General features: G+C 71.5%; 25 protein-coding genes and 1 tRNA gene. 9 read left to right on the top strand and 17 right to left on the bottom strand.

The window, feature by feature from the left end:
* Positions 1-62: 62 nt before the first annotated feature.
* The 3 genes from C5H89_RS14445 to C5H89_RS14435 all read left to right on the top strand — a co-directional run bounded on the left by C5H89_RS14445 (position 63) and on the right by C5H89_RS14435 (position 1,726).
* Positions 63-144: transfer RNA gene (locus C5H89_RS14445), tRNA-Leu, on the top strand.
* Positions 145-256: 112 nt separating this feature from the next.
* On the top strand, positions 257-775 hold the full coding sequence (locus tag C5H89_RS14440; RefSeq protein WP_162799387.1) for a hypothetical protein: 519 nt from the start codon (positions 257-259) through the stop codon (positions 773-775).
* Between the two features lie 72 nt (positions 776-847).
* A complete protein-coding gene (locus tag C5H89_RS14435; protein ID WP_104107677.1) occupies positions 848-1,726 on the top strand; it encodes a bile acid:sodium symporter family protein in 879 nt (292 codons plus the stop codon).
* A gap of 42 nt (positions 1,727-1,768) precedes the next feature.
* On the opposite strand, the gene rdgB is transcribed toward C5H89_RS14435, so the two are convergent.
* From rdgB to murI, 6 genes are all read right to left on the bottom strand, one after another.
* Complete coding sequence (gene rdgB / locus C5H89_RS14430; RefSeq protein WP_104107676.1) at positions 1,769-2,380, bottom strand: RdgB/HAM1 family non-canonical purine NTP pyrophosphatase; 612 nt, start codon at positions 2,378-2,380, stop codon at positions 1,769-1,771.
* Positions 2,373-3,161, bottom strand: a complete 789-nt coding sequence (gene rph / locus C5H89_RS14425) for a ribonuclease PH (RefSeq protein ID WP_104107675.1) — start codon at positions 3,159-3,161, stop codon at positions 2,373-2,375. Before rph ends, rdgB begins: the two co-directional genes overlap by 8 nt.
* A gap of 43 nt (positions 3,162-3,204) precedes the next feature.
* Complete coding sequence (locus tag C5H89_RS14420; RefSeq protein ID WP_104107674.1) at positions 3,205-3,981, bottom strand: ABC transporter permease; 777 nt, start codon at positions 3,979-3,981, stop codon at positions 3,205-3,207.
* Complete coding sequence (locus C5H89_RS14415; protein WP_205305041.1) at positions 3,978-4,892, bottom strand: ATP-binding cassette domain-containing protein; 915 nt, start codon at positions 4,890-4,892, stop codon at positions 3,978-3,980. Before C5H89_RS14415 ends, C5H89_RS14420 begins: the two co-directional genes overlap by 4 nt.
* Positions 4,893-4,981: 89 nt before the next feature.
* A complete protein-coding gene (locus C5H89_RS14410; RefSeq protein ID WP_104107672.1) occupies positions 4,982-5,746 on the bottom strand; it encodes an MBL fold metallo-hydrolase in 765 nt (254 codons plus the stop codon).
* Positions 5,743-6,558: a glutamate racemase gene (gene murI, locus C5H89_RS14405; protein WP_240181882.1), complete on the bottom strand. Its 816-nt coding sequence runs from the start codon at positions 6,556-6,558 to the stop codon at positions 5,743-5,745. The genes C5H89_RS14410 and murI overlap by 4 nt, the downstream gene beginning before the upstream one ends.
* Before the next feature lie 103 nt (positions 6,559-6,661).
* Between murI and C5H89_RS14400 the strand changes: the two genes are divergently transcribed.
* Positions 6,662-7,759, top strand: a complete 1,098-nt coding sequence (locus tag C5H89_RS14400; RefSeq protein ID WP_162799386.1) for an alkaline phosphatase family protein — start codon at positions 6,662-6,664, stop codon at positions 7,757-7,759.
* Positions 7,760-7,770: 11 nt separating this feature from the next.
* Here the strand turns inward: C5H89_RS14400 and C5H89_RS18720 are convergent, their stop codons facing one another.
* Genes C5H89_RS18720 through C5H89_RS14370 form a run of 5 tightly spaced genes read right to left on the bottom strand, consistent with a single transcriptional unit; the run spans position 7,771 to position 11,029 of the window.
* The gene (locus C5H89_RS18720; RefSeq protein WP_162799385.1) at positions 7,771-8,709 is read right to left on the bottom strand and encodes a DUF3152 domain-containing protein; all 939 of its coding nucleotides are present in this window, start codon (positions 8,707-8,709) and stop codon (positions 7,771-7,773) included.
* A 42-nt stretch (positions 8,710-8,751) separates the two neighbouring features.
* Entirely contained in the window at positions 8,752-9,699 is a 948-nt protein-coding gene (locus C5H89_RS14385) for a pyridoxal-phosphate dependent enzyme (protein WP_104107667.1), read from the bottom strand.
* Positions 9,700-9,732: 33 nt separating this feature from the next.
* Positions 9,733-10,287 (bottom strand): NYN domain-containing protein, encoded by a 555-nt coding sequence (locus tag C5H89_RS14380; protein WP_104107666.1) that lies wholly within the window; start codon positions 10,285-10,287, stop codon positions 9,733-9,735.
* Positions 10,288-10,292: 5 nt separating this feature from the next.
* Positions 10,293-10,565 (bottom strand): MoaD/ThiS family protein, encoded by a 273-nt coding sequence (locus C5H89_RS14375; protein WP_101523867.1) that lies wholly within the window; start codon positions 10,563-10,565, stop codon positions 10,293-10,295.
* On the bottom strand, positions 10,565-11,029 hold the full coding sequence (locus C5H89_RS14370; protein WP_104107712.1) for a M67 family metallopeptidase: 465 nt from the start codon (positions 11,027-11,029) through the stop codon (positions 10,565-10,567). The genes C5H89_RS14375 and C5H89_RS14370 overlap by 1 nt, the downstream gene beginning before the upstream one ends.
* 82 nt (positions 11,030-11,111) lie before the next feature.
* Here C5H89_RS14370 and C5H89_RS14365 point away from each other — a divergent pair, with 82 nt between their 5' ends.
* The gene (locus tag C5H89_RS14365; RefSeq protein WP_162799384.1) at positions 11,112-13,217 is read left to right on the top strand and encodes a phage holin family protein; all 2,106 of its coding nucleotides are present in this window, start codon (positions 11,112-11,114) and stop codon (positions 13,215-13,217) included.
* Here the strand turns inward: C5H89_RS14365 and C5H89_RS14360 are convergent.
* Positions 13,128-13,910, bottom strand: a complete 783-nt coding sequence (locus C5H89_RS14360; protein ID WP_205305039.1) for an MBL fold metallo-hydrolase — start codon at positions 13,908-13,910, stop codon at positions 13,128-13,130. The two genes, C5H89_RS14365 and C5H89_RS14360, sit on opposite strands and share 90 nt — an antisense overlap.
* 112 nt (positions 13,911-14,022) lie before the next feature.
* Between C5H89_RS14360 and C5H89_RS14355 the strand changes: the two genes are divergently transcribed.
* A complete protein-coding gene (locus C5H89_RS14355) occupies positions 14,023-15,276 on the top strand; it encodes an MFS transporter (protein ID WP_104107664.1) in 1,254 nt (417 codons plus the stop codon).
* Here C5H89_RS14355 and C5H89_RS14350 read toward each other — a convergent pair whose 3' ends face one another.
* Genes C5H89_RS14350 through clpS form a run of 3 tightly spaced genes read right to left on the bottom strand, consistent with a single transcriptional unit; the run spans position 15,277 to position 16,656 of the window.
* On the bottom strand, positions 15,277-15,759 hold the full coding sequence (locus C5H89_RS14350; RefSeq protein ID WP_104107663.1) for an NUDIX domain-containing protein: 483 nt from the start codon (positions 15,757-15,759) through the stop codon (positions 15,277-15,279).
* 19 nt (positions 15,760-15,778) lie between these two features.
* Positions 15,779-16,363 (bottom strand): DUF2017 domain-containing protein, encoded by a 585-nt coding sequence (locus C5H89_RS14345; protein ID WP_101523863.1) that lies wholly within the window; start codon positions 16,361-16,363, stop codon positions 15,779-15,781.
* Positions 16,360-16,656: an ATP-dependent Clp protease adapter ClpS gene (gene clpS / locus C5H89_RS14340; protein WP_101523862.1), complete on the bottom strand. Its 297-nt coding sequence runs from the start codon at positions 16,654-16,656 to the stop codon at positions 16,360-16,362. The genes C5H89_RS14345 and clpS overlap by 4 nt, the downstream gene beginning before the upstream one ends.
* Before the next feature lie 42 nt (positions 16,657-16,698).
* Here clpS and C5H89_RS14335 point away from each other — a divergent pair, with 42 nt between their 5' ends.
* Positions 16,699-18,009 (top strand): nicotinate phosphoribosyltransferase, encoded by a 1,311-nt coding sequence (locus C5H89_RS14335; RefSeq protein WP_275887128.1) that lies wholly within the window; start codon positions 16,699-16,701, stop codon positions 18,007-18,009.
* Positions 18,010-18,020: 11 nt separating this feature from the next.
* Here the strand turns inward: C5H89_RS14335 and C5H89_RS14330 are convergent, their stop codons facing one another.
* A complete protein-coding gene (locus tag C5H89_RS14330) occupies positions 18,021-18,254 on the bottom strand; it encodes a hypothetical protein (protein WP_104107662.1) in 234 nt (77 codons plus the stop codon).
* A complete protein-coding gene (locus C5H89_RS14325; RefSeq protein ID WP_162799382.1) occupies positions 18,248-18,439 on the bottom strand; it encodes a hypothetical protein in 192 nt (63 codons plus the stop codon). Before C5H89_RS14325 ends, C5H89_RS14330 begins: the two co-directional genes overlap by 7 nt.
* A 54-nt stretch (positions 18,440-18,493) precedes the next feature.
* Here C5H89_RS14325 and C5H89_RS14320 point away from each other — a divergent pair, with 54 nt between their 5' ends.
* Together C5H89_RS14320 and C5H89_RS14315 are read left to right on the top strand one after the other, a co-directional pair.
* Positions 18,494-19,069, top strand: a complete 576-nt coding sequence (locus C5H89_RS14320; protein ID WP_104107660.1) for a nicotinamidase — start codon at positions 18,494-18,496, stop codon at positions 19,067-19,069.
* On the top strand, positions 19,062-19,832 hold the full coding sequence (locus C5H89_RS14315) for an enoyl-CoA hydratase-related protein (RefSeq protein WP_104107659.1): 771 nt from the start codon (positions 19,062-19,064) through the stop codon (positions 19,830-19,832). Before C5H89_RS14320 ends, C5H89_RS14315 begins: the two co-directional genes overlap by 8 nt.
* Positions 19,833-19,838 lie beyond the last annotated feature (6 nt).

Below are 19,838 nucleotides of genomic sequence, written 5' to 3'. Positions count from 1 at the left end.
GGCGTCCCGTGCCCACCTGGGCACGGGACGGCGCGAGGGCCATCCCTAGACTCAGCGGCACAGCCGAAGTGGTGGAACTGGCAGACACGCAGGTTTTAGGTACCTGTGCTCTAGGGCGTGCGGGTTCGAGTCCCGCCTTCGGCACCGGTCGGTGCATGCCACTCGCTGAGAACGGCTGGCGGTGGCAGGACTGTGCGCTTAGCGTGGCAGCACGTCATCACGGGGGATGGCTCCCGTGCGTATGGGGGGGATCAGCATGAGGAACCGGATCGGCGCCGCGCTCACGGCTCTGGCGCTCTGTCTGTCGGCGTTCACACCGTCTGTTGCCACGGCCACACCGTCTGCTGCCACGGCCGCGCCCGAGCGGGCCTCGGGCCCGTCGGCCGCGCCTGGGATGTACCGCGGGAACATCCTCGTCAACGGCCGGCCCGTGAAGGCCCAGCCGGTCGAGTTCCAGGTCACGCGGGGTGGCAAGGTCGAGGACTTCCACGCGGTGGTCCGGCTCACCTGCGACGACCAAGGGAGCAAGCGCAAGATCAAGGTCGAGACTGACCAGTGGAAGCCCGTGAAGGTCAAGAAGGGAAGAGTCGAGGCGAAGTGGACGGACTACCTCGGGTCCGGGTTCACGTTCCTCACCCAGCTCGTCATGAAGCTCCGGCCGGGGCGGCCGGTCGTGGGCAGGGTCCAGGTCTCTGTCAGCTGGTGCAATCCCGAGGGCACGTGGGACTGGAGCACGTCGGGCTGGGTCCCGTTCGTGGCGCGGAAAGCGTCGTGAAGCTCCACTGAGCCACTACCGAGGCGATGCCACCCCTACCGCTGGTGTGAGCCATGCCACTACGTTCCGGTCATGGATTCTGCGCTCACCACCATCGGCCTGCCGATCGCCCTCGGCATCATCATGTTCGGCCTGGGCCTCGCCCTGACGCCCGACGACTTCCGCAGGGTGGTGCGCAACCCCCGGGTGGTCACCATCGCCCTGGCGTGCCAGCTGGTGCTGCTGCCGCTGATCTGCTTCGGCCTGGTGGTGCTGCTGGACCTGCCCGCCCTGCTCGGGATCGGGATGCTGCTGCTGGCCGCCTCCCCCGGCGGCACCACGGCCGCGCTCTTCAGCCACCTGTTCCGCGGCGACGTGGCGCTGAACATCTCACTCACCGCCATCAACACGGTCGTCGCGATCGTCACCCTGCCGCTGATCACCGGGGCCGCGATCGCCTACTACGACCGCCAGGACGACGTGCAGATGCCGCTGGTGGAGATCGTGAAGGTCTTCGCCCTGATCCTGCTCCCCGTAACCCTGGGCATGCTGGTGCACGCCCGCAGCCCCGAGTTCGCCGCCTCCATGGACCGCCCGGTCCGCATCGGCTCCGCGGTCATCCTGGCCGTCCTGGTGATCGGCATCCTGGTCGACCAGCGCTCCGAGGTCACCGGCTACGTGGCTGACATCGGACTGGCCGCCGCACTCTTCTGCGCGATCAGTCTCGCCGTCGGGTACGCCGTGCCGCGCGCCCTGGGCGTCAACGGCGCCCAGTCCATCTCCTCGTCCATGGAGATCGGGGTCCACAACTCCACGCTGGCGATCTTCATGGCCGTGGAGGTGCTCGACTCCACCGAGGCCTCGGTGCCGGCAGCGGTCTACTCGATCATCATGTTCGTGTTCGCCGCCATCTGGGGCGCCTGGATCTCCCGCCGGATCCACGCCGAGGAGCCGGTGCCGACACCCGCCTGAGGGGCCGAGGCAGTCGGGGGTCAGCCGAGAGTCAGCCGAGAGTCACCCGAGAGTCTTGGCCACCAGGGGCGCCAGCGCCCGCAGCGCCTTGCCCCGGTGGGAGATGCGGTCCTTCTCGGCCGGGTCGAGCTCGGCGCTGGTGAGACCGGCGTCCGCGTGCTCGTCGGCGACGAAGAGCACGTCATAGCCGAAGCCGCCCGCTCCCCGGACCTCGCGGATGATCCGACCGTCCATCCGGCCGTGCACCACGTGCTCGGGGCCACCGGGCAGGCAGAACGCCACCGCGCACTCGAAGTGGGCGCCCCGCCGCTCGTCGGGCACGTCCTCGAGCTGGGCGAGCAGCAGCTCGTTGTTGCGCTCGTCGCTCTTGGGCGGCCCGGACCAGCGCGCGGAGAGCACCCCGGGCATCCCGTTGAGCGCGTCCACGCACAGCCCGCTGTCGTCGGCGATCGAGGGCCGACCGGTGACCGCGACCGCGGTGAGCGCCTTGAGCAGGGCGTTGCCCTCGAACGTCGGCTCGTCCTCCACCGGCTCGTCGTACGCCGGGACGTCGTCGAGACCGATCACCACGATGTCCGGCACGTGCTCGCGCAGGATCCGCTGCATCTCCTGCAGCTTCTTGGCGTTGCGGGTGGCCAGGAAGACCTCAGGCACTGCGCCCCCCGGGCAGCGGCAGGGCCAGCGCCTCGCGCTGCATGCGGGTGAGGTCGGCGCACCCCTTCTCCCCCAGGCCCAGCAGCGCGTCGAGCTCGGCGCGGTCGAACGCCGCCCCCTCGGCGGTGCCCTGCACCTCGACGAACTTGCCCTCGCCGGTCATCACGATGTTCATGTCGGTCTCGGCGCGGACGTCCTCCTCGTAGGGGAGGTCGAGCCGCGGGACGCCGTCGATAATGCCCACGCTGACCGCGGCCACCGAGCCGGTCAGCGGCTCGCCGGCCAGCGCACCGGTGGAGCGCAGGTGGGCCACCGCGTCGGCCAGCGCGACGTACGCCCCGGTGATCGCGGCGGTGCGGGTGCCGCCGTCGGCCTGGAGCACGTCGCAGTCGAGCTGGATCGTGTTCTCCCCGAGCGCCTGGTAGTCGATGACCGCCCGCAGCGAGCGGCCGATGAGCCGGGAGATCTCGTGGGTGCGGCCGCCGATGCGCCCCTTGACCGACTCGCGGTCCGAGCGGGTGTTGGTGGCGGCGGGGAGCATCGCGTACTCAGCGGTGACCCAGCCCAGGCCGGAGCCCTTGCGCCAGCGCGGCACCCCCACCGACGCCGACGCCGCACAGAGCACGCGGGTGCGGCCGAACTCCACCAGGACCGACCCGGCCGGGTGGTCCAGCCAGTTGCGGGTGAAGGTGATCTGGCGGAGCTCATCGTCGGCGCGGCCGTCGGCCCGGCCAGCGGTCTGGTCAGCCGCACTGCCGGTGGGGGTGTTGTTCGAAGTCATGCCCACGACCCTAGGGGGCCTGGCCGACAACAGCGGCCCTGGGCTACTTCATCTCCGAGCGCAGCACCCGCCACAGGCCCACCGCGAACGGCAGCACGATCCACAGCATGGTGACCGAGCCGAGCTGGGCCCACTCCTCACCGGACATGCCACCGTCGTTGAACAGCGGTATCTGCGCGGTGCTGAGGTCCACCCAGGCGGCGATGTCGTTGAGGGCCTGCCAGAACTGCGAGATCACGCTGAACGCGATCGGCAGCACGAAGTAGGCGACGATCGCCGCCGCGGAGTTGAGGAACAGCAGTCCGAAGGCCACGCCCTGGAGCACCGCGATCAGCTGCAGGATCGCGAACTTGCCGAAGTCGTCGGCGCCGATATCGCGGAACGGGTCCTCGGCGCCACCGAGCAGGGCGGCGGCCAGCGCGATCAGGCAGGCGACCACGATGGCTCCGAGGCCGAAGATCGTCGCGGCCACCGTCTTGGCCGCGACGACCCGCACCCGGGAGGGCTCCAGGGTGAACGTGGTCAGCGTGGTGCGCTGGTTCCACTCGCTGGTGACGAGCAGGATCCCCAGCACCGGCAGCAGGAAGCCCTGCGGGGTCGCGGTGGCTCCCATGAAGTTGAAGAAGGTCCGGTCGGAGGCGTCGGTGTTGAGGAAGACGATGACGACGATCGCGACCGTGATCAGCGCGATCGCGGCCAGCAGCCAGATGCCGGCCTTGGTGTCGGCCATCTTGCGCAGCTCCACCGAGACGAGCCTGGTGAACGGAGTCCGGGACGTGCCCGAGACGTCGAGGGTGTGGGAGGCGGTGGTGGCGCTCATGCCTTGGTTCCTTCCGAGAACTGCTCGCGCTGGGTGTCGGAGGTGAGCTCCAGGAAGAGCTTCTCCAGTCCTCCGTCGGCCGCGCGGAGGTCGGTCAGGACGATCTGCTGGTCTGCTGCCAGCCGGCCCACGGCAACCGGCTCCACGTCGACGCGGAAGCCTTCGCCGGCGGGGACGTGGGAGATCCCCGCGCCCTGCAGGGCGGCGCCGAGGTGCTGGTTGTCCAGCCCGGTCACGAAGGTGCCCCCGCCCCCGGCCGAGGCGAGCAGCGTCCGCTTGTCGCCCTGGGCCACGATCTTGCCGTGCCCGATCAGGATCATCTCGTCGGCGATCAGCTCCACCTCGTTGAGCAGGTGGCTGGAGAGCAGCACTGTGCCGCCGCGTTCGGCATAGCCGCGCAGCAGGCCGCGCATCCAGTGGATGCCCGCCGGGTCCAGGCCGTTGGCCGGCTCGTCCAGGATCAGCACCGACGGGTCGCCCAGCAGCGCGCTGGCGATGCCGAGGCGCTGGCGCATGCCCAGGGAGTAGTTGCGCACCCGGCGCTTGGACTCCGACTCCGACAGGCTCACCAGCGCCAGCATCTCCTCGACGCGGGACTGCGGCAGCCCCATGGTGCGGGCCGCCACGGTGAGCACCTCGCGCCCCGTGCGCCCGGCGTGCTGCGCCGAGGCGTCCAGGAGGACGCCGACGTGGCGCCCGGGGTTGGGGATGTCGGCGTAGCGCATGCCTCCGATCGAGGTCCTGCCCTTCGACGGGTTGGTCAGCCCGACCATCATCCGCATCGTGGTGGTCTTGCCGGCACCGTTGGGACCGAGGAAGCCCGTGACCCGACCGGGCTCACAGGTGAAGGACACGTCGTCGACGGCGGTGAAGTCGCCGTACGACTTGGAGAGGCCTTGGACAGAGATCATGCGCCACATCCTGCCGTATCAGCGCGTGGCGTCCGTCACCCTGTCCCAGGATGGCGTGCCGTCGTCCGGCCGCGACCCACCGGCGAGGCTCAGTCGGCGGTGATCTCGTAGACGTCGCCGGCCAGAGCCAGCTGGGACGGACCGCCGTAGGTCTGCTTGGCCTCGTTGAGCGCGACCTGCGGGTCGTGCCACGGCGGCACGTGGGTCAGCACCAGCCGGCGTACCCCGGCCCGGGCCGCCACCTCACCGCACTCCCGGCCGGTCAGGTGCAGGTCGGGCGGGTTGTCGGCCCCCTCCTGGAAGGAGGCCTCCCCCAGGAACAGGTCGGCCCCGGAGGCCACCCGGTCCAGGCCCTCGCAGACGCCGGTGTCGCCGCTGTAGGCCAGCACCGCACCGTCGGCGCTGACCCGCAGGGCGAAGGCCTCCACCGGGTGCTTGACCGCGATCGCCTCCACCTCGAAGGGCCCGAAGCGCATCGACTCACCCCAGGTGCGGAAGTCGAACTCGTCCGACATCCCCGGGACCAGCGGCAGGTCGTAGGCGCGAGCCATCCGCTCCGCGGTGCCGCTGGGACCCCACACCGGGATCCGGGGCTGGGCGCCCAGCGGGTGGTACTTGCGCATCACGTGGTAGCCGCACAGGTCCATGCAGTGGTCGGCGTGCAGGTGGGTCAGCATCACCGCGTCGATGGTGAGCGGGTCGGCGTAGCGGTGCAGCACGCCCAGCGACCCGTTGCCCAGGTCGAGCAGGATCCGCCAGGTGCGGCCGTCGTGCTCGGCCTCCACCAGGTAGCAGCTGGCCGGGGAGTACGGCCCCGGATAGGACCCCGAGCACCCGACGACTGTGAGCCTCATGCCATCCCTCCGACGAACTGTTGTGCCGCGCGCAGCTCCGGGCCGAGGAACCGCCGTCCGATGGTCTCGAACTCACTGGCAGTACCCGTGGTGAGGAAGGTGTACGCAGCCTCGCCACCGTCGCGCATCAGGCCGTGGGTGACCAGCATCTTGTAGACGTCCTTGGCGCACTCCTCCGCCGAGCTGACCAGGGTGACCTGCCCGCCCATCAGGTAGGAGATCACTCCGGTGAGCAGCGGGTAGTGGGTGCAGCCCAGGATCAGGGTGTCCACGCCCTCGGAGACCAGCGGGTCGAGGTAGCCGTGCGCGACCCGCAGCAGCTCGTCGCCGCCGGTGACCCCGGACTCCACGAAGTCCACGAACCGCGGACAGGACTGGGTGAAGAGCGAGACGTGCGGCGCGGCGGCGAACGCGTCGTCGTAGGCCATGGAGTCGGCGGTGGCCTGGGTGCAGATGACCCCGATCCGTCCGGTGCGGCTGGCCGCGACCGCCCGCCGCGTGGCCGGGTAGATCACCTCGACCACGGGTACGTCGTAGCGCTCGCGGGCGTCGCGCAGCATCGCGGCGGAGGCGGAGTTGCAGGCGATGACCAGCGCCTTGACCCCGAGCGAGACCAGGTGGTCCAAGCACTCCAGGGCGTACTCGCGTACCTCGCCGATCGGCTTGGGACCGTAGGGCTGCCGGGCGGTGTCACCGACGTAGATGATCGACTCGTGCGGCAGCTGGTCGATCACCGACCGCGCGACGGTCAGTCCTCCGAAGCCGGAGTCGAAGATGCCGATGGGCGCATCGACGGAGGGTTCGGTAGGCACAAGGAGCAAGGCTAGGGCGTCCCCGTCGCCGAATCACCCACTCGGGACCCACATCACAGTCGTCCCCGTCACAGCGCGACCGGGATCCGTCTACCCTGCTCGAGTGACCCTCCTCACCCTCTCCCGCTCCGCCGCCGATCGCCGCCCGCGCACCGCCCGCCTGACCGCCCTGGGCGCCGCGCTGCTCCTGACCGCCGGCCTCGGCAGCACCGCGGGCGCGACCCCGACCAGGTCGCACCTCCCCGACCCGGGCACGGCCGCGCGCACCGTCGAGTCCGACTCCGAGGCCACCACAGTCCTGGCGATCTCGATCGACGGGTTGAACCCCAACGCGCTCACCCGGCTCGGCGCCGCGAGGACCCCGAGCCTGCACCGCGTCATGGACGAGGGCGCGTCCACGCTGAACGCGCGCACCGAGGTCGAGCTCACGGTCACCCTGCCCAACCACACCGGCATGGTCACGGGCCGCCGGATCACGGCCCGGGCCGGCGGCCACGGCGTCGTCTGGAACGACGACCGCAAGCGGCCGGCCACGGTGCAGGCGGCCTCGGGCCGTCCGGTGGACTCGGTGTTCACCGTGGTGAACCGTGCCGGGGGACGGCCGGCCCTGTTCGCCAGCAAGACCAAGTTCCGCCTCTGGAAGCGCTCCTGGCCGCTGGCGCTGAAGGACACCGTCATCGAGGAGCGCAACGCCGTCCTGGTCAAGGCGCTGGTCGCCGACCTCGACCAGGAGCGGTCCTTCCGGATGCTGCACCTCTCCCTGCCCGACGTCGTGGGACACGAGCACGGGTTCATGGGCAAGCGCTACCTCGCCGCCGTACGGCGGGCGGACGCGCTGGTGGGTCGGGTGCTGCGTGCCGTGGACCGCTCGCCGGCGCTGAGCCAGGGACTGGCGCTGCTGGTCACCGCCGACCACGGGGGCAAGGGCACCCGCCACAGCGTGGCCACCAGCGTGGCCAACTACCGGATCCCGTTCCTGGTCCGCGGACCAGGCGTGCCCGCCGGGTCCGACCTCTATGAGCTCAACCCGACGTACGCCGACCCGGGCCGCGGCCAGCCCTCCTACGCAGAGGCGCGCCAGCCGGTGCGCAACGGCATGCTGGCCAACCTGTCGTTGGACCTGCTGGGCCTGCGGTCGGTCCCGGGCAGCGAGCACAACGTGGACCAGGACCTCGAGGTCACTCCGGTGGTCGCGCCCTAGCGGGCGACCCCTCAGAGCTCCTGCGGGGTAGGCCACGGGTTGAAGGTGCACCCCTGGGTCCCCTTGGACTGCTGCATCATCACCGGCGCCCGCTGGCCCCGCCCCGGACAACCCCGGTGGCCGCGGCCCAGCCAGTGGCCGGTCTCGTGGTTGACCACCAGGTGCCGGTAGTCGCGCAGGCTCAGCCCGGCTGTGTTCCACGCCGGCGACGCGTGCTGCCAGCGGTCCTGGTTGATCACCACGTAGCGCCCCACCCGGCAGCTCCAGGTGCTGCTGCACACCGGCGAGAAGGCGGCCACCTGAGCTGCCTCGGCGAGCACCAGGGTGAACTGGCCGCCGTGGGCCACCCGGCGGAACGCCACCCCGCCGTTGCGCCACCCGCGCGGGTCGTCGTACGTCGCCTGGGCCAGGCCCCGGAAGGCCCTGAGGTCCGCGACCACCCGTCCGCGGGTCTGGACGTCGTAGGTGACCACCCGACGTACGCCGACGCGGTGGCGCACCCGGTCGGTGGGGGCCGAGACGGCCTCGGTCCAGGCCAGCCCGGGCGCCTTGACGCGGACCCGGACGCTCAGCCGTGAGCCGATGTCCTCGGGACGGATCCGGTAGCGCCGGGCCCGTGCCCCGCGGACCGGCTCCCCCTCGCGCAGCCACTGGAAGCGGGTCCGGTCACGCCGCGGGTTCCAGTCACCGGGGAAGGCGCGCAGGGTGCGGGTCCACCGCGCCTCACCCCGCACCCGGGGCGCACGGACGTTGACCAGCTCGGTGGGCGGCACCGGGGTGGGGGTGACCGTCTGGGTGGGCACCGGGGTCGGCACCTCCGTGGGCACCAGGGTGGGCACCGCACCTGGTGTCGCGGCGCCCGAGGCGGGCATCCCCGAGCCTGCGACGACCATCGCGACCAGCAGGGAGAGCACAGCGGCAACCGGCAGCATCAGGACGCGGGACCTCATGGGTTCCGACCCTAGACGCACCAGCCGGCGCCCGCAGGGCGATCAGGCCCAGAGCTGGCCCTCGAGCCGGTCCTCGGCGTCGCCCACGGTGCCCTCGTAGGCCCCGGTGGACAGGTACTTCCAGCCGCCGTCGCACACCACGAAGGCGATGTCGGCCGACTCCCCGGCCTTGACCGCCTTGGCGGCCTGACCCAGGGCGGCATGCAGGATCGCCCCGGTGGAGACCCCGGCGAAGATGCCCTCGAGCTCCAGCAGGTCCCGGACCCGGCGTACCGCGTCACGGGGTCCCACGCTGAACCGGGAGTCGATCAGCGAGGCGTCGTAGAGCTCGGGGACGAAGCCCTCGTCGAGGTTGCGCAGCCCGTAGACGAGCTCGCCGTAGCGCGGCTCGGCAGCCACGATCTTGACCTCGGGCTTGGCGGCGCGGAAGAACCGCGAGACTCCCATCAAGGTGCCGGTGGTGCCCAGGCCCGCCACGAAGTGGGTGATCTCGGGCAGGTCCGCGAGCAGCTCGGGGCCGGTCCCCTCCTCGTGCGCCAAGGCGTTGGCGGGGTTGCCGTACTGGTAGAGCATCACCCAGTCGGGGTGCTCCGCCGCCAGGCCCTTGGCGACCCGGACCGCCTCGTTGGACCCGCCGGCCGCGGGCGAGGAGACGATCTCGGCCCCCCACATCTGCAGCAGCTGACGCCGCTCGACGGAGGTGTTCTCCGGCATCACGCACACGATGCGGTAGCCCTTGAGCTTGGCCGCCATGGCCAGCGAGATGCCGGTGTTGCCGCTGGTGGGCTCCAGGATGGTGCAGCCGGGACGCAGGGTGCCGTCGCGCTCGGCCACCTCGATCATCTTCAGCGCCGGACGGTCCTTGATGGAGCCGGTCGGGTTGCGGTCCTCCATCTTGGCCCACAGCCGCACCGACGGGCTGGGCGAGAGCCGCGGAAGCCCGACCAGCGGGGTGTTGCCGACCGAGGACAGCAGGTTGTCGTAACGCATGTGGAGAGAAGGCCTTTCGTCAGGCGTCGTCGCTCAGCGCAGGAAGAGGTTCGGGTCGAAGTCGGCGAGCTGGATGACGCGCACGCGGGGCAGCGGGACGTTGAACGCGGCGACGTCGTCCTCGAGGTCGTGGAAGGACAGGTCGAGCTCGTCGAAGCGGTTGCTGGCGTACTCGCGCAGGGCGACCACGCCGACGCGCCGGTCGCCGTCGATCAGCGGTGCCAGGTGGTCGGCGAAGTCCGCGTCGTGGCTGACCAGCAGCACGTCGTCGTCCCGGCCGAGCAGCGCGTCCAGCGTGCGCTGGATGCCGATGTCGACGACCTTCTCGTCCGGTCCCCCGGAGAGCGGGATGGGACGGTAGCGCATCGCCAGCAGCGCCTGGATGAACGTCTGCGGAAGTCCCCCGCCACTGGCGTTGAGGAAGAAGAGCCCGGTGACCGGCTGGTCCCAGAGCTGCTCGGCGTAGTCGGTCACCCGCTCCCAGCGGGGGCGCTCCTCGGGGAGGGGGCGGCGTCCGAGCAGGGAGTTGCCGAGCGTCGCGTCGATGTTCTCCCCGTCGACGAGGACGAACGTGCGACGGTCGGACACGCCGGTCAGCCGCCGGCGACTGCGGGCAGCACGACGACCTGGTCGCCGTCGCTCAGCTTGGCCTCGAGCCCACCGATGAAGCGGACGTCCTCGTCGTTGATGTAGACGTTGACGAAGCGACGCAGCTCACCGTTGTCGAGCAGCCGGTCGGCGATGCCGGGGTGGCTGGCCTCGAGGTTCTCGATGAGCGCCGACAGCGTCTCGCCCTCGCCGGTGACCGCCTTCGCTCCATCGGTGTAGGTGCGCAGGATGGTGGGGATCCGGACCTCGATGGCCATCAGTCGTTGCTCCTCGGCGTTGCTGGGTTGGGGTCGGTGTTGGTGGCGTCGAGGACGCGCACCTCTTCCTCGGTGACGGTGCCGTCCACGATCCTGTAAGACCTGAACTCCACAGGGCCGTCGTTATTCCCGTGCTCCGCCGTGCTGACGAGCACATAGTGGGCACCGGGCTCGCTGGCCAGCCCGATGTCGGTCCGGCTGGGGTAGGCCTCGGTGGCGGTGTGGGAGTGGTAGACGATCACCGGCTCCTCGTCGGCGTCCCACATCTGCTTGTAGAGCGCGAGCAGCTCGGTGGAGTCGAACTCGTAGAACGTGGGGCTCCCCGCGGCGTTGACCATCTCGACCAGCCGCACCGGGGTGTCGCTGCCCTCGGGGCCGGCCACGATGCCGCAGGCCTCGTCGGGATGGTCCCGCTTGGCGTGCGCGACGATGGCGTCACGGATGGCCCGGTCGATGGTCAGCACGCGGGGGATCCTATCGGGCTCGCGACCCTGTTCGGGACTCACCTGCGCCCGTACGCTGCCGAGGACGAGACTCGGAGGCGGCATGGCAGGAGAAGCCCGGTCACCGACCCACGCACGACTCCAGCTCACCGACGCCGGGCGCCTGCTGTCCGGGTGGCTCGTCTCCACACTGACCCTGGCCGTGGCCGACGAGCTGCTGCCCGACTTCTCCGCGTCCTCGGTGTGGAGCCTGGCCGCGGTGGCCGCGGTCAGCGGTCTCGTCGGTCTCGTGGTGCGGCCGGTCCTGGTGGAGCTGACCGTGCGGGTCGGGTGGCTCACCGTGCTGCCCCTGGCGTTCGTTGCCCAGGGACTGGTGATGCACCTGGCGATGGTGCTGGTCCCGGGGATCACCGCGACCTTCGCTGCCGCGTTCCTGGCGAGCTGGATCAGCGCCGCAGCAGGAACCCTGGTGGCCTACCTGGCGACGGCCGGCACGGACGCCTCGTTCATCGCCTCGCTGGCTCGCCGGAGCCGTCCCCGTGAGCTGGAGGACGGGGACGTCGACGGCGTGGTCATCGTCCAGCTGGACGGCGTGCCGTTCCCGGTGCTGCGCTGGGCGGTGCAGGCCGGTGGCGTGCCCACCATCCGTCGCTGGGTCACCTCGGGTGCCTATCAGCTGCGCGAGTGGACCCCCCAGCTGCCGTGCACCACACCCGCCAGCCAGCTCGGGATCCTGCACGGCACCGTGGCGGGCATCCCTGGTTTCAGGTGGTACGACAGGCAGCTGGGCCGGGTCCTGGTGGCCAACCACCCCCCGGACTCCCGGATCATCGAGGCCCGGGCGAGCAACGGCCGCGGACTGCTCTGCGAGGACGGCGTCTCCATCTCGAACCTGTTCTCCGGCGACGCGCCGAACGCGTTGCTGACCATGAGCCGAGCCACTGACGCCCCGGGCTCGGCCCAGACCAAGCGGGCCCTGGCCTGGTTCATGCTCACCCCCACCGGGTTCGCGCGCAGCCTCACCCGCACCGTCGGCGAGGTCGTCAAGGAACGCTGGCAGGCGCGCACCCAGGTGCGTCAGCAGCTGGAGCCCCGGGTGCAGCGGACCTGGACCTTCGCGGTGCTGCGCGCGGTGACCAACGCCCTGTTGCGCGACCTCAACACCGCCCTGGTCGCCGAGGAGATGCTGCGGGGCACGAAGGTCATCTACGCCGACTACGTCGACTACGACGAGATCGCCCACCACGCCGGGATCTTCCGGCACGAGTCGCTGGCAGCGCTGGAGGGTCTGGACCGGGTGCTCGCCCAGCTCGCCCAGCTGGCCGAGCACACTGCGCGGCGCTACCGCATCGTCGTCCTCTCCGACCACGGCCAGTCGCAGGGACAGCCGTTCGCGGACCGGTACGGGGCCCCGCTGTCCTCGGTCTGCTCCCAGCTCATGATCGAGAGCGTCGCGGCCTACGAGGAGTCCGTCGAGAGCTGGGGCAGGGCCGGGTCGTTGGTCCAGGACATGGGCCAGGAGGGGCTGTCCGGACGCGTGGCCGCACCGGCCCAGCGTCGCCTCGACCACCAGCTCCGCCGCGAGGAGGGCGGCAGGTCACCGGACGACGTCGTGGTCCTCGGCTCCGGCAACCTCGGGCTGCTCTACGTGCCGGGCGACACCCGGCTGAGCCTGGACGAGCTGACGCGGCGCTGGCCGCGTCTGCGGCCAGGGTTGTGCGAGCACCCGGGAGTCGGCTTCGTCGCCGGGATCGACGACGACGGGGTGCCCTGGGCCTACGGTCGGGACGGTCGGTGCAACCTGACGACCGGCGCCGTGACCGGCAGCGATCCACTGCGCGACTTCGCTCCTCATGCCTCTCGGGTGCTTGCCCGCGCGGTGCTCCTCCCCGACGCGCCCGACCTGTACGTCAACAGCTCTGTGGACAAGGACACCCTGGAGATCGCGGCCTTCGAGGGGCTGGTGGGGGCGCACGGCGGCCTGGGTGGATGGCAGGACAGTGGCCTCCTGCTGGTGCCGCGGGACCTGGCACAGACGATGCCCGAGCACGTGGAGGGGGCCGACGAGCTGCACCAGGTGCTCCTGCGTTTCCTGCGCAGCTCGGGCCAGCGCCAGGACTCAGCCGCCGCGGCGGGTCGCCGTCGACCAGGTCTCCCCCTGCGAGAGGCCGAGCACCCGGCACTGGGGCGCGACGTCGGCAACGGCTGAGACGAAAGCGTCGAGCGGCCGCTCGAACCAGTCGCCCCACGACGTGGCCAGCGGCGGATGAAGGGTGCCCCAGTGCACCGGCAGCGCATGGCGGGCACCCGTCATCGCGCACGCCTGCGCCGCCTCGGTCGGGCCCATGTGGTTGGCCGAGAGCCGGGGACCCCACCCACCGATCGGGACGATCGCGACGTCCAGCCGGTCGACCCCCGCCAGCCCGGGCAGCGTCGCCATCTCGTCGTACAGGGCGGTGTCGCCCGCGAACCACAGCGTGGTGAGGTCCGAGCGCACGAGGTGGCCGTTGGCGTCGTTGGGGCGGTGCGGCATCGGTCTGCCGTGGTGCACCGCGGGCACCAGGCGCACCTGGACCGGCCCCACGTCGATCCAGTCCTCCGCAGCCACGCCGCGCAGCCCCTGCCTGGTCGCCCAGCCGGCGTTGCGGCTGCTGGTGAGCACGGGGGCGCCGGCGAGCTTGCGCAGGGACCCGACCTCGGCGTGGTCCAGGTGCAGGTGCGAGAGCAGGACGGCGTCCGCTCCGGACCACTGCTCAGGGCGGGGCTGGGGGCCTCGCCTGCGCAAGATGTTGTTGTGGCGGCGGAGCAGGGGGTCGGTGACCAGGCGAACGCCGGCCAGGTCGATCACCACGGTGGAGTGACCCAGCCAGGTCAACCGCAGCAGGCCGTCGTCCTGTCGCACCCTCCCCAGACTAGCGCCGCGTCCCGGCGGCCGGCCGTCCACCGGGCGCTGCTCCGACGGAGCGGGTGATATATCTTGATGTCGAGATACCTTCGAGATCGGCAGGACAGCGATGACCACCCCCACCACCTCCCAGACGCTGACCCGCCGCGGCGTGCCGGTCGACCCGGACCTGCGGATCCTGGCCCTGAGCAGCTTCGCGAACCGGTTCGGCGCCGGCGCCGTCATCACCACCAGCGCCCTGTACTTCACCCGTCAGGTCGGCTTCTCGCCCGCCGAGGTCGCGTTCGCCATGTCCGCGGCCGGGATCGTCGGCATGCTCGTCCAGGTGCCGGCCGGCCACCTCGGTGACACTCGCGGCCCCCGGCGGATGCTGCTGCTCACCCTCACCGGCTCCGCCTTGTTCTCCGCTCCCCCGGTGCTGGCGCGCAGCCCGCTCGCCCTGGCGGTCCTGCTGGGGATCCTGGCTCTCTTCGAGCGCTCGGCCAACGCCATCCAGCAGGGCGTGATCGCCCAGATCGCCCGGGGCGGCAAGGGCGTGCTGTTCAAGGCCTACCTGCGTGCGGTCACCAACACCGCCATCGGGCTGGGCGCCGTGTGCGGGGGCCTGGCCCTGACGGTCGACCGCACCGAGGCCTACGTGGCGGTCTTCGTGCTCAACGCCTTGTTCACCGGGTTCGCGGCCTGGAACACCACCCGGCTGCCCGATATCCCCGCCCGGCCGCACGTGAAGGGCGAGCCGCGACTGGCCGTCATCCGGGACCTGCCCTACGTCGTGATCGTCACCATCACCGGGATCTTCTCGCTGCACTTCATCATCGTGGAGCTCGGGCTGGCGCTCTACATCTCCCAGCGCACCGAGGCGCCGACCGTGATGGTGGCGCTGCTGCTCATCCTCAACACCGCCCTGGTCGCGGTGTTCCAGGTGCGCCTGTCCCGGCGCGCCGACTCGGTCGAGGCAGGCGCCCGGGCGCTGGTGCGGGGAGCCTGGTTCGTCGCCGCGGCCTTCGCGATCTTCGCCCTGGCCGACCGGGCCGACCCGACGGCCGCCATCGTGGTGCTGGTGGTCGGCTCACTGGTCCACGTGGTCGGGGAGATGATCGGCTCCGGAGGACAGTGGGGGCTGCAGATGGGGCTGGCCCCGCACGAGCGTCAGGGGCAGTACCAGGGGTTCGCGGGCCTGGGGTTCAGCATCATGAACGTGGTGGGCCCGCCGATGGTGGCCTTCTTCTGCGTCGAGCAGGGTGAGCGGGGCTGGCTGATGCTGGCCGGCCTGATGGTGGGGGTCTCAGTGGTCTCGGTGCCGGCCGCCCGCTGGGCACTGGCCTCCCGCGCGCGGTACGGCGTCACCACGCACAGCGGCTGATCAGCGCAGGAACCGCGCCTCGCGCTCGGTCGAGAGCCCGGCTGCGACCCGGACGCTCATGTGCGCGCTCATCGCCGGCATCGCGGTGACCGGCCACCAACGCACGTCGGTGGACTCCTCGTCGGCCACGTGCGCCTCGCCGCTGAGCCAGGCGCAGGCGAAGGTCAGGTCGAGGTACGCCGCCCGGTCCCCGTTGGCGTACCGGATCTCCGGGAGCACCGAGACGCTGGCGAGCCGGTCGACCGAGATCACCACCCCGGTCTCCTCCAGGGCCTCGCGGGCCGCACAGACCGCGGGCTCCTCCTCGGGGTCCACCACCCCGGTGACCGGGGCCCAGGTGCCGTCGTCGGTACGCCGTACCAACAGGATCTCCCGACCGTCCGGGTTCTCGCGGGTGATCACCGCGGTGACGCCGGGCAGCCAGAGCGGGTGGTGGCCGATCAGCTCGCGGACCGCGAGGACGAACTCGGGCACCGGGGTCACGGCGCCACCACCGAGGACCTCATGAGGTCAGCGCCTCCACCAGGGTCTCCTGGAGGTAGCCCAGCCACTCGTAGATGTCGTGCGCCTGGCCCCGGGGGTCTTCCTCGGGCAGCGTGTGCCAGAACTCCTCGTCGCCCTCCTGGATCTCGAGCCGGGTGGCGATGGCCAGCCGCATGTCGGTCAGGCTGCGCAGCCACGTCTCGGCCTGGGGCTCGGCGAGCTCCACGTCGATCATCAGCCCGTCCTCGTCCAGCTCGGCCGGCAGCCCGGCCTCCTCGAGGGCCTCGATGACGCTGATCGCGGCAGCGGCCTTGCCGTCGCGCAGGGCTCCCTCGGTGAAGCGCCGGAACTCGCCGGCCGCCTCCTCGTCGTCCGCGTACGCGGTGGGGAACAGACGCTTGAGCACCGGGTCCTCGGGCTCGGTGGTGGGACCGGAGAAGTCCAGCATCGCCTCCAGCGGGTCGGCGCCCTCGACCGGCACCGCGCGCTCGTTGCGCAGCAGCTCGACCAGCTGGGCGGCCAGGGAGCGCAGCAGGTCGGCCTCGAAGCCGGTGAAGTTGGCGATCGCGGCGCCGCTGCGCCGGTGCCTGGTGAAGCCGCTCATGTCGCCCGCTCCATCGTGGCCCACAGGCCGTACTCGTGCATGGCCTGGACGTCGCGCTCCATCTCCTCGCGGGAGCCGGTGCTGACCGCGGACCGGCCGTCCTCGTGCACCTCCATCATCAGCCGCTCGGCCTTGGCCTTGTCGTAGCCGAAGTACTTGCGGAAGACGTAGGTGACGTAGGACATCAGGTTGACCGGGTCGTTCCACACGATGGTCACCCAGGGCTTGTCCAGGAGGACGTTCTCGTCGGTCGAGAGGTCGGGTTCGACCTCGACCGGGCTGGCAGCAGACACGGCTTCATCGTGGCACAGGCCCTGACTGGGTACGTTGGCGCCGTGACGTCCTACGCGCCAGGGCCCTCGACGGCCCTCCTCACCGACCACTACGAGCTGACCATGGTGCAGGCCGCTCTGGCGGCCGGGACCGCCGAGCGACGCTCGGTCTTCGAGCTCTTCGGCCGCAGGCTCCCCGAGGGCCGCCGCTACGGCGTGGTCGCGGGCGTGGGGCGTGCCCTGGACGCCTTCGAGCGCTTCCGCTTCGACGACGAGGCGCTCGCGGTGCTGCGGGAGGACGACGTGGTCAACGAGCAGACGCTGGACTGGCTCGCCGACTTCCGCTTCAACGGCGACGTCTGGGGCTATCCCGAGGGCGAGACCTACTTCGCCTACTCCCCGCTGGTGGTCGTGGAGTCCACCTTCGCCGAGGCCGTGCTGCTGGAGACGCTGTTCCTCTCCATCTACAACCACGACTCCGCGATCGCCTCGGCGGCGTCCCGGATGACCTGGGCGGCGCAGGGACGTCCCTGCATCGAGATGGGCTCCCGACGCACCCACGAGGAGGCTGCCGTGGCCGCCGCCCGGGCGGCGTACGTCGCGGGCTTCGAGTCCACCTCCAACCTGGCGGCACGCCAGCGCTACGGCATCCCCACCACCGGCACCTCGGCGCACAGCTTCACCCTGCTCCATGACACCGAGGAGGACGCCTTCCGCGCCCAGGTCGCCTCCCAGGGCGAGGGCACGACGCTGCTGGTGGACACCTACGACCTCGCCGAGGCGGTGCGGCTGGGAGTCGAGGTCGCGGGCCCCTCCCTGGGGGCGGTGCGCATCGACTCCGGCGACCTCGGGGTGCTGGCCCACCAGGTGCGTGCGCAGCTGGACTCCCTGGGTGCCACGGGCACGCGGGTGGTGGTCACCAGCGACCTCGACGAGTACGCGATCGCCGGTCTGGCCGCGGCGCCCGTCGACGGGTACGGCGTGGGGACCCAGCTGGTGACCGGCTCGGGCCACCCCACCTCCGGCTTCGTCTACAAGCTCGTCAGCCGGGCCGACGACGCCGGGCACATGGTCTCGGTGGCGAAGAAGAGCAAGGACAAGATCTCGGTCGGCGGCCGGAAGTTCGCCCTGCGCCGCCGCGACGCGCGTGGCACCGCCGAGGCGGAGGTCGTCGGCATCGGCGCGGCCCCGGCGAACGACGGTGACGACCGCGCGCTGCTCGTCCCGCTGATCCGCGACGGCAAGGTGGTCGGCCGGGAGCCGCTGGCCGCGGCCCGGGCCCGGCACCTGGCCAGCCGCGAGGAGCTCCCGCTCCAGGCTCGTCAGCTCAGCAAGGGCGAGCCGGCGATCCGGACCGTGCATCTCGACGCCTGACGGCGCGGTCCTCAGGGCAGGACGCCGGCGCCGTGGGCGTGCAGCAGACCCACGAGCTGGCTCGCGTACTCCCACTCGCGGAAGTCCTTGGCGGTGTTGGAGCTGAACCGGTTGAGGTGCTCGGTGCTCACCGCGCACCGGACCTCGCCCATTGGTCCCCGCAACCGCACGTCCCCGCCGTCGAGCCGCATCGTCCCGAAGGTGCGGTCGAGCCCGAGCAGGCCGGACCGGCCGTTGATCACCACGGCGTTCCACTCCCGACGTACGGCGTCTCCGCGGACCAGGGCCGGTAGTCCGGCGGCGGGGAGCCGGGCGGGGACTCCAGCACCGCGCGCTGGACCCAGCCGGCCCTCTGCGGCCGGCGCTTGAAGGCCACCGCGAGGATGCCCAGCACCAGGACGAAGATGAGCGTCGCACCCGCGATTATCACGACCGGCAGCCACAGCACGCGGCACAACCTAGGGCACCGACTAGCCTGCCTGTCATGACTCGCGCACTCATCGTCGTGGACGTGCAGAACGACTTCTGCGAGGGCGGATCGCTCGCCGTGGCCGGTGGGGCCCAGGTCGCCACCGACGTCTCTGCCCTGCTCCAGCGGTGGCAGCAGCAGCTCCCGGACGCACCGGACTACTCCCACGTCGTGGCCACCAAGGACCACCACATCGACCCCGGGGCCCACTGGTCCAGCGAGCCCGACTTCGTCGACTCCTGGCCCGTGCACTGCGAGGTGGGCACGACCGGTGAGGAGTTCCACCTCAACCTGGATCCCGGGCCGTTCCAGGCGGTCTTCCGCAAGGGCGAGCACGCCGCCGCGTACTCGGGCTTCGAGGGCGTCGACCTGGACGGCGTACCGCTGAGGCAGTGGTTGCGCGAGCGCCAGGTGAGCGCCGTGGACGTCTGCGGCATCGCCACCGACTACTGCGTGCGGGCCACCGCCCTGGACGCGGTCGCCCAGGGGTTCACGACCCGGGTGCTGCCCCAGCTCTGCGCCGGGGTGGCGCCGGCCACGACGGCGGCCGCGCTGGAGGAGATGCTCGGCGCCGGAGTGCTCCTTGGCTGACCTGGAGGTCGACGTCGCGGACTCGGTGCTGCGGGTGGTGCTCAACCGCCCGCAGGTGCTCAACGCCCTGACGGCCGCGATGGTCGACGACCTCAGCGCGACGCTGGAGGGCCTGTCCAGCCGGGACGACGTGCGGGCGGTGCTGATCACCGGCGCCGGCAGGGCGTTCAGCACCGGCGCCGACCTGTCGGGGACCGACGCCCACGAGAACTTCGACGTCACCGCCCTGGACCGGGCCAATCGCCTGGTCCGCGCCGTGGTGCGCAGCGACAAGCCCGTGGTGGCCGCCGTCAGCGGCGTCGCGGCCGGGGTCGGCTGTTCGCTGGCGCTGGCGTGCGACCTGGTGGTCGCCGCCGAGTCGGCGTCCTTCCTGCTCGCCTTCGCCCGGGTGGGCCTGATGCCCGACGGCGGCGCTACCGCGACGGTCGCGGCCGCCGTGGGCCGGGCCCGCGCGATGAGGATGGCGCTGCTCGCCGAGCCGCTGACCGGCCGCGAGGCGTACGACGCCGGGCTGGTCTCCCACCTGTGCCAGGACGCGGAGCTCCCCGAGACCGTGGACGCGCTGGTACGTCGGCTGGCCGAGGGCGCGCCCCTGGCCCAGGCGGCCACCAAGCGCGCGGTCAACGCCGCCGCCCTGCACCACCTCGAGCCGGCGCTGGAGTCCGAGCGGAGGGGTCAGTCGCTGCTGCTGCGCACCGACGACGCGGCGGAGGGGATGGCGGCGTTCAGCGAGAGGCGGCCACCCCGCTTCTCCGGGGAGTGACCGGCC

This window comes from Nocardioides sp. 616 (genome assembly GCF_002930065.1).
GTDB classification, from domain to species: Bacteria; Actinomycetota; Actinomycetes; order Propionibacteriales; family Nocardioidaceae; genus Nocardioides; species Nocardioides houyundeii.
The sequence above is the reverse complement of the archived record's forward strand: the minus strand, read 5'-3'. Positions and strand labels throughout refer to the sequence as shown.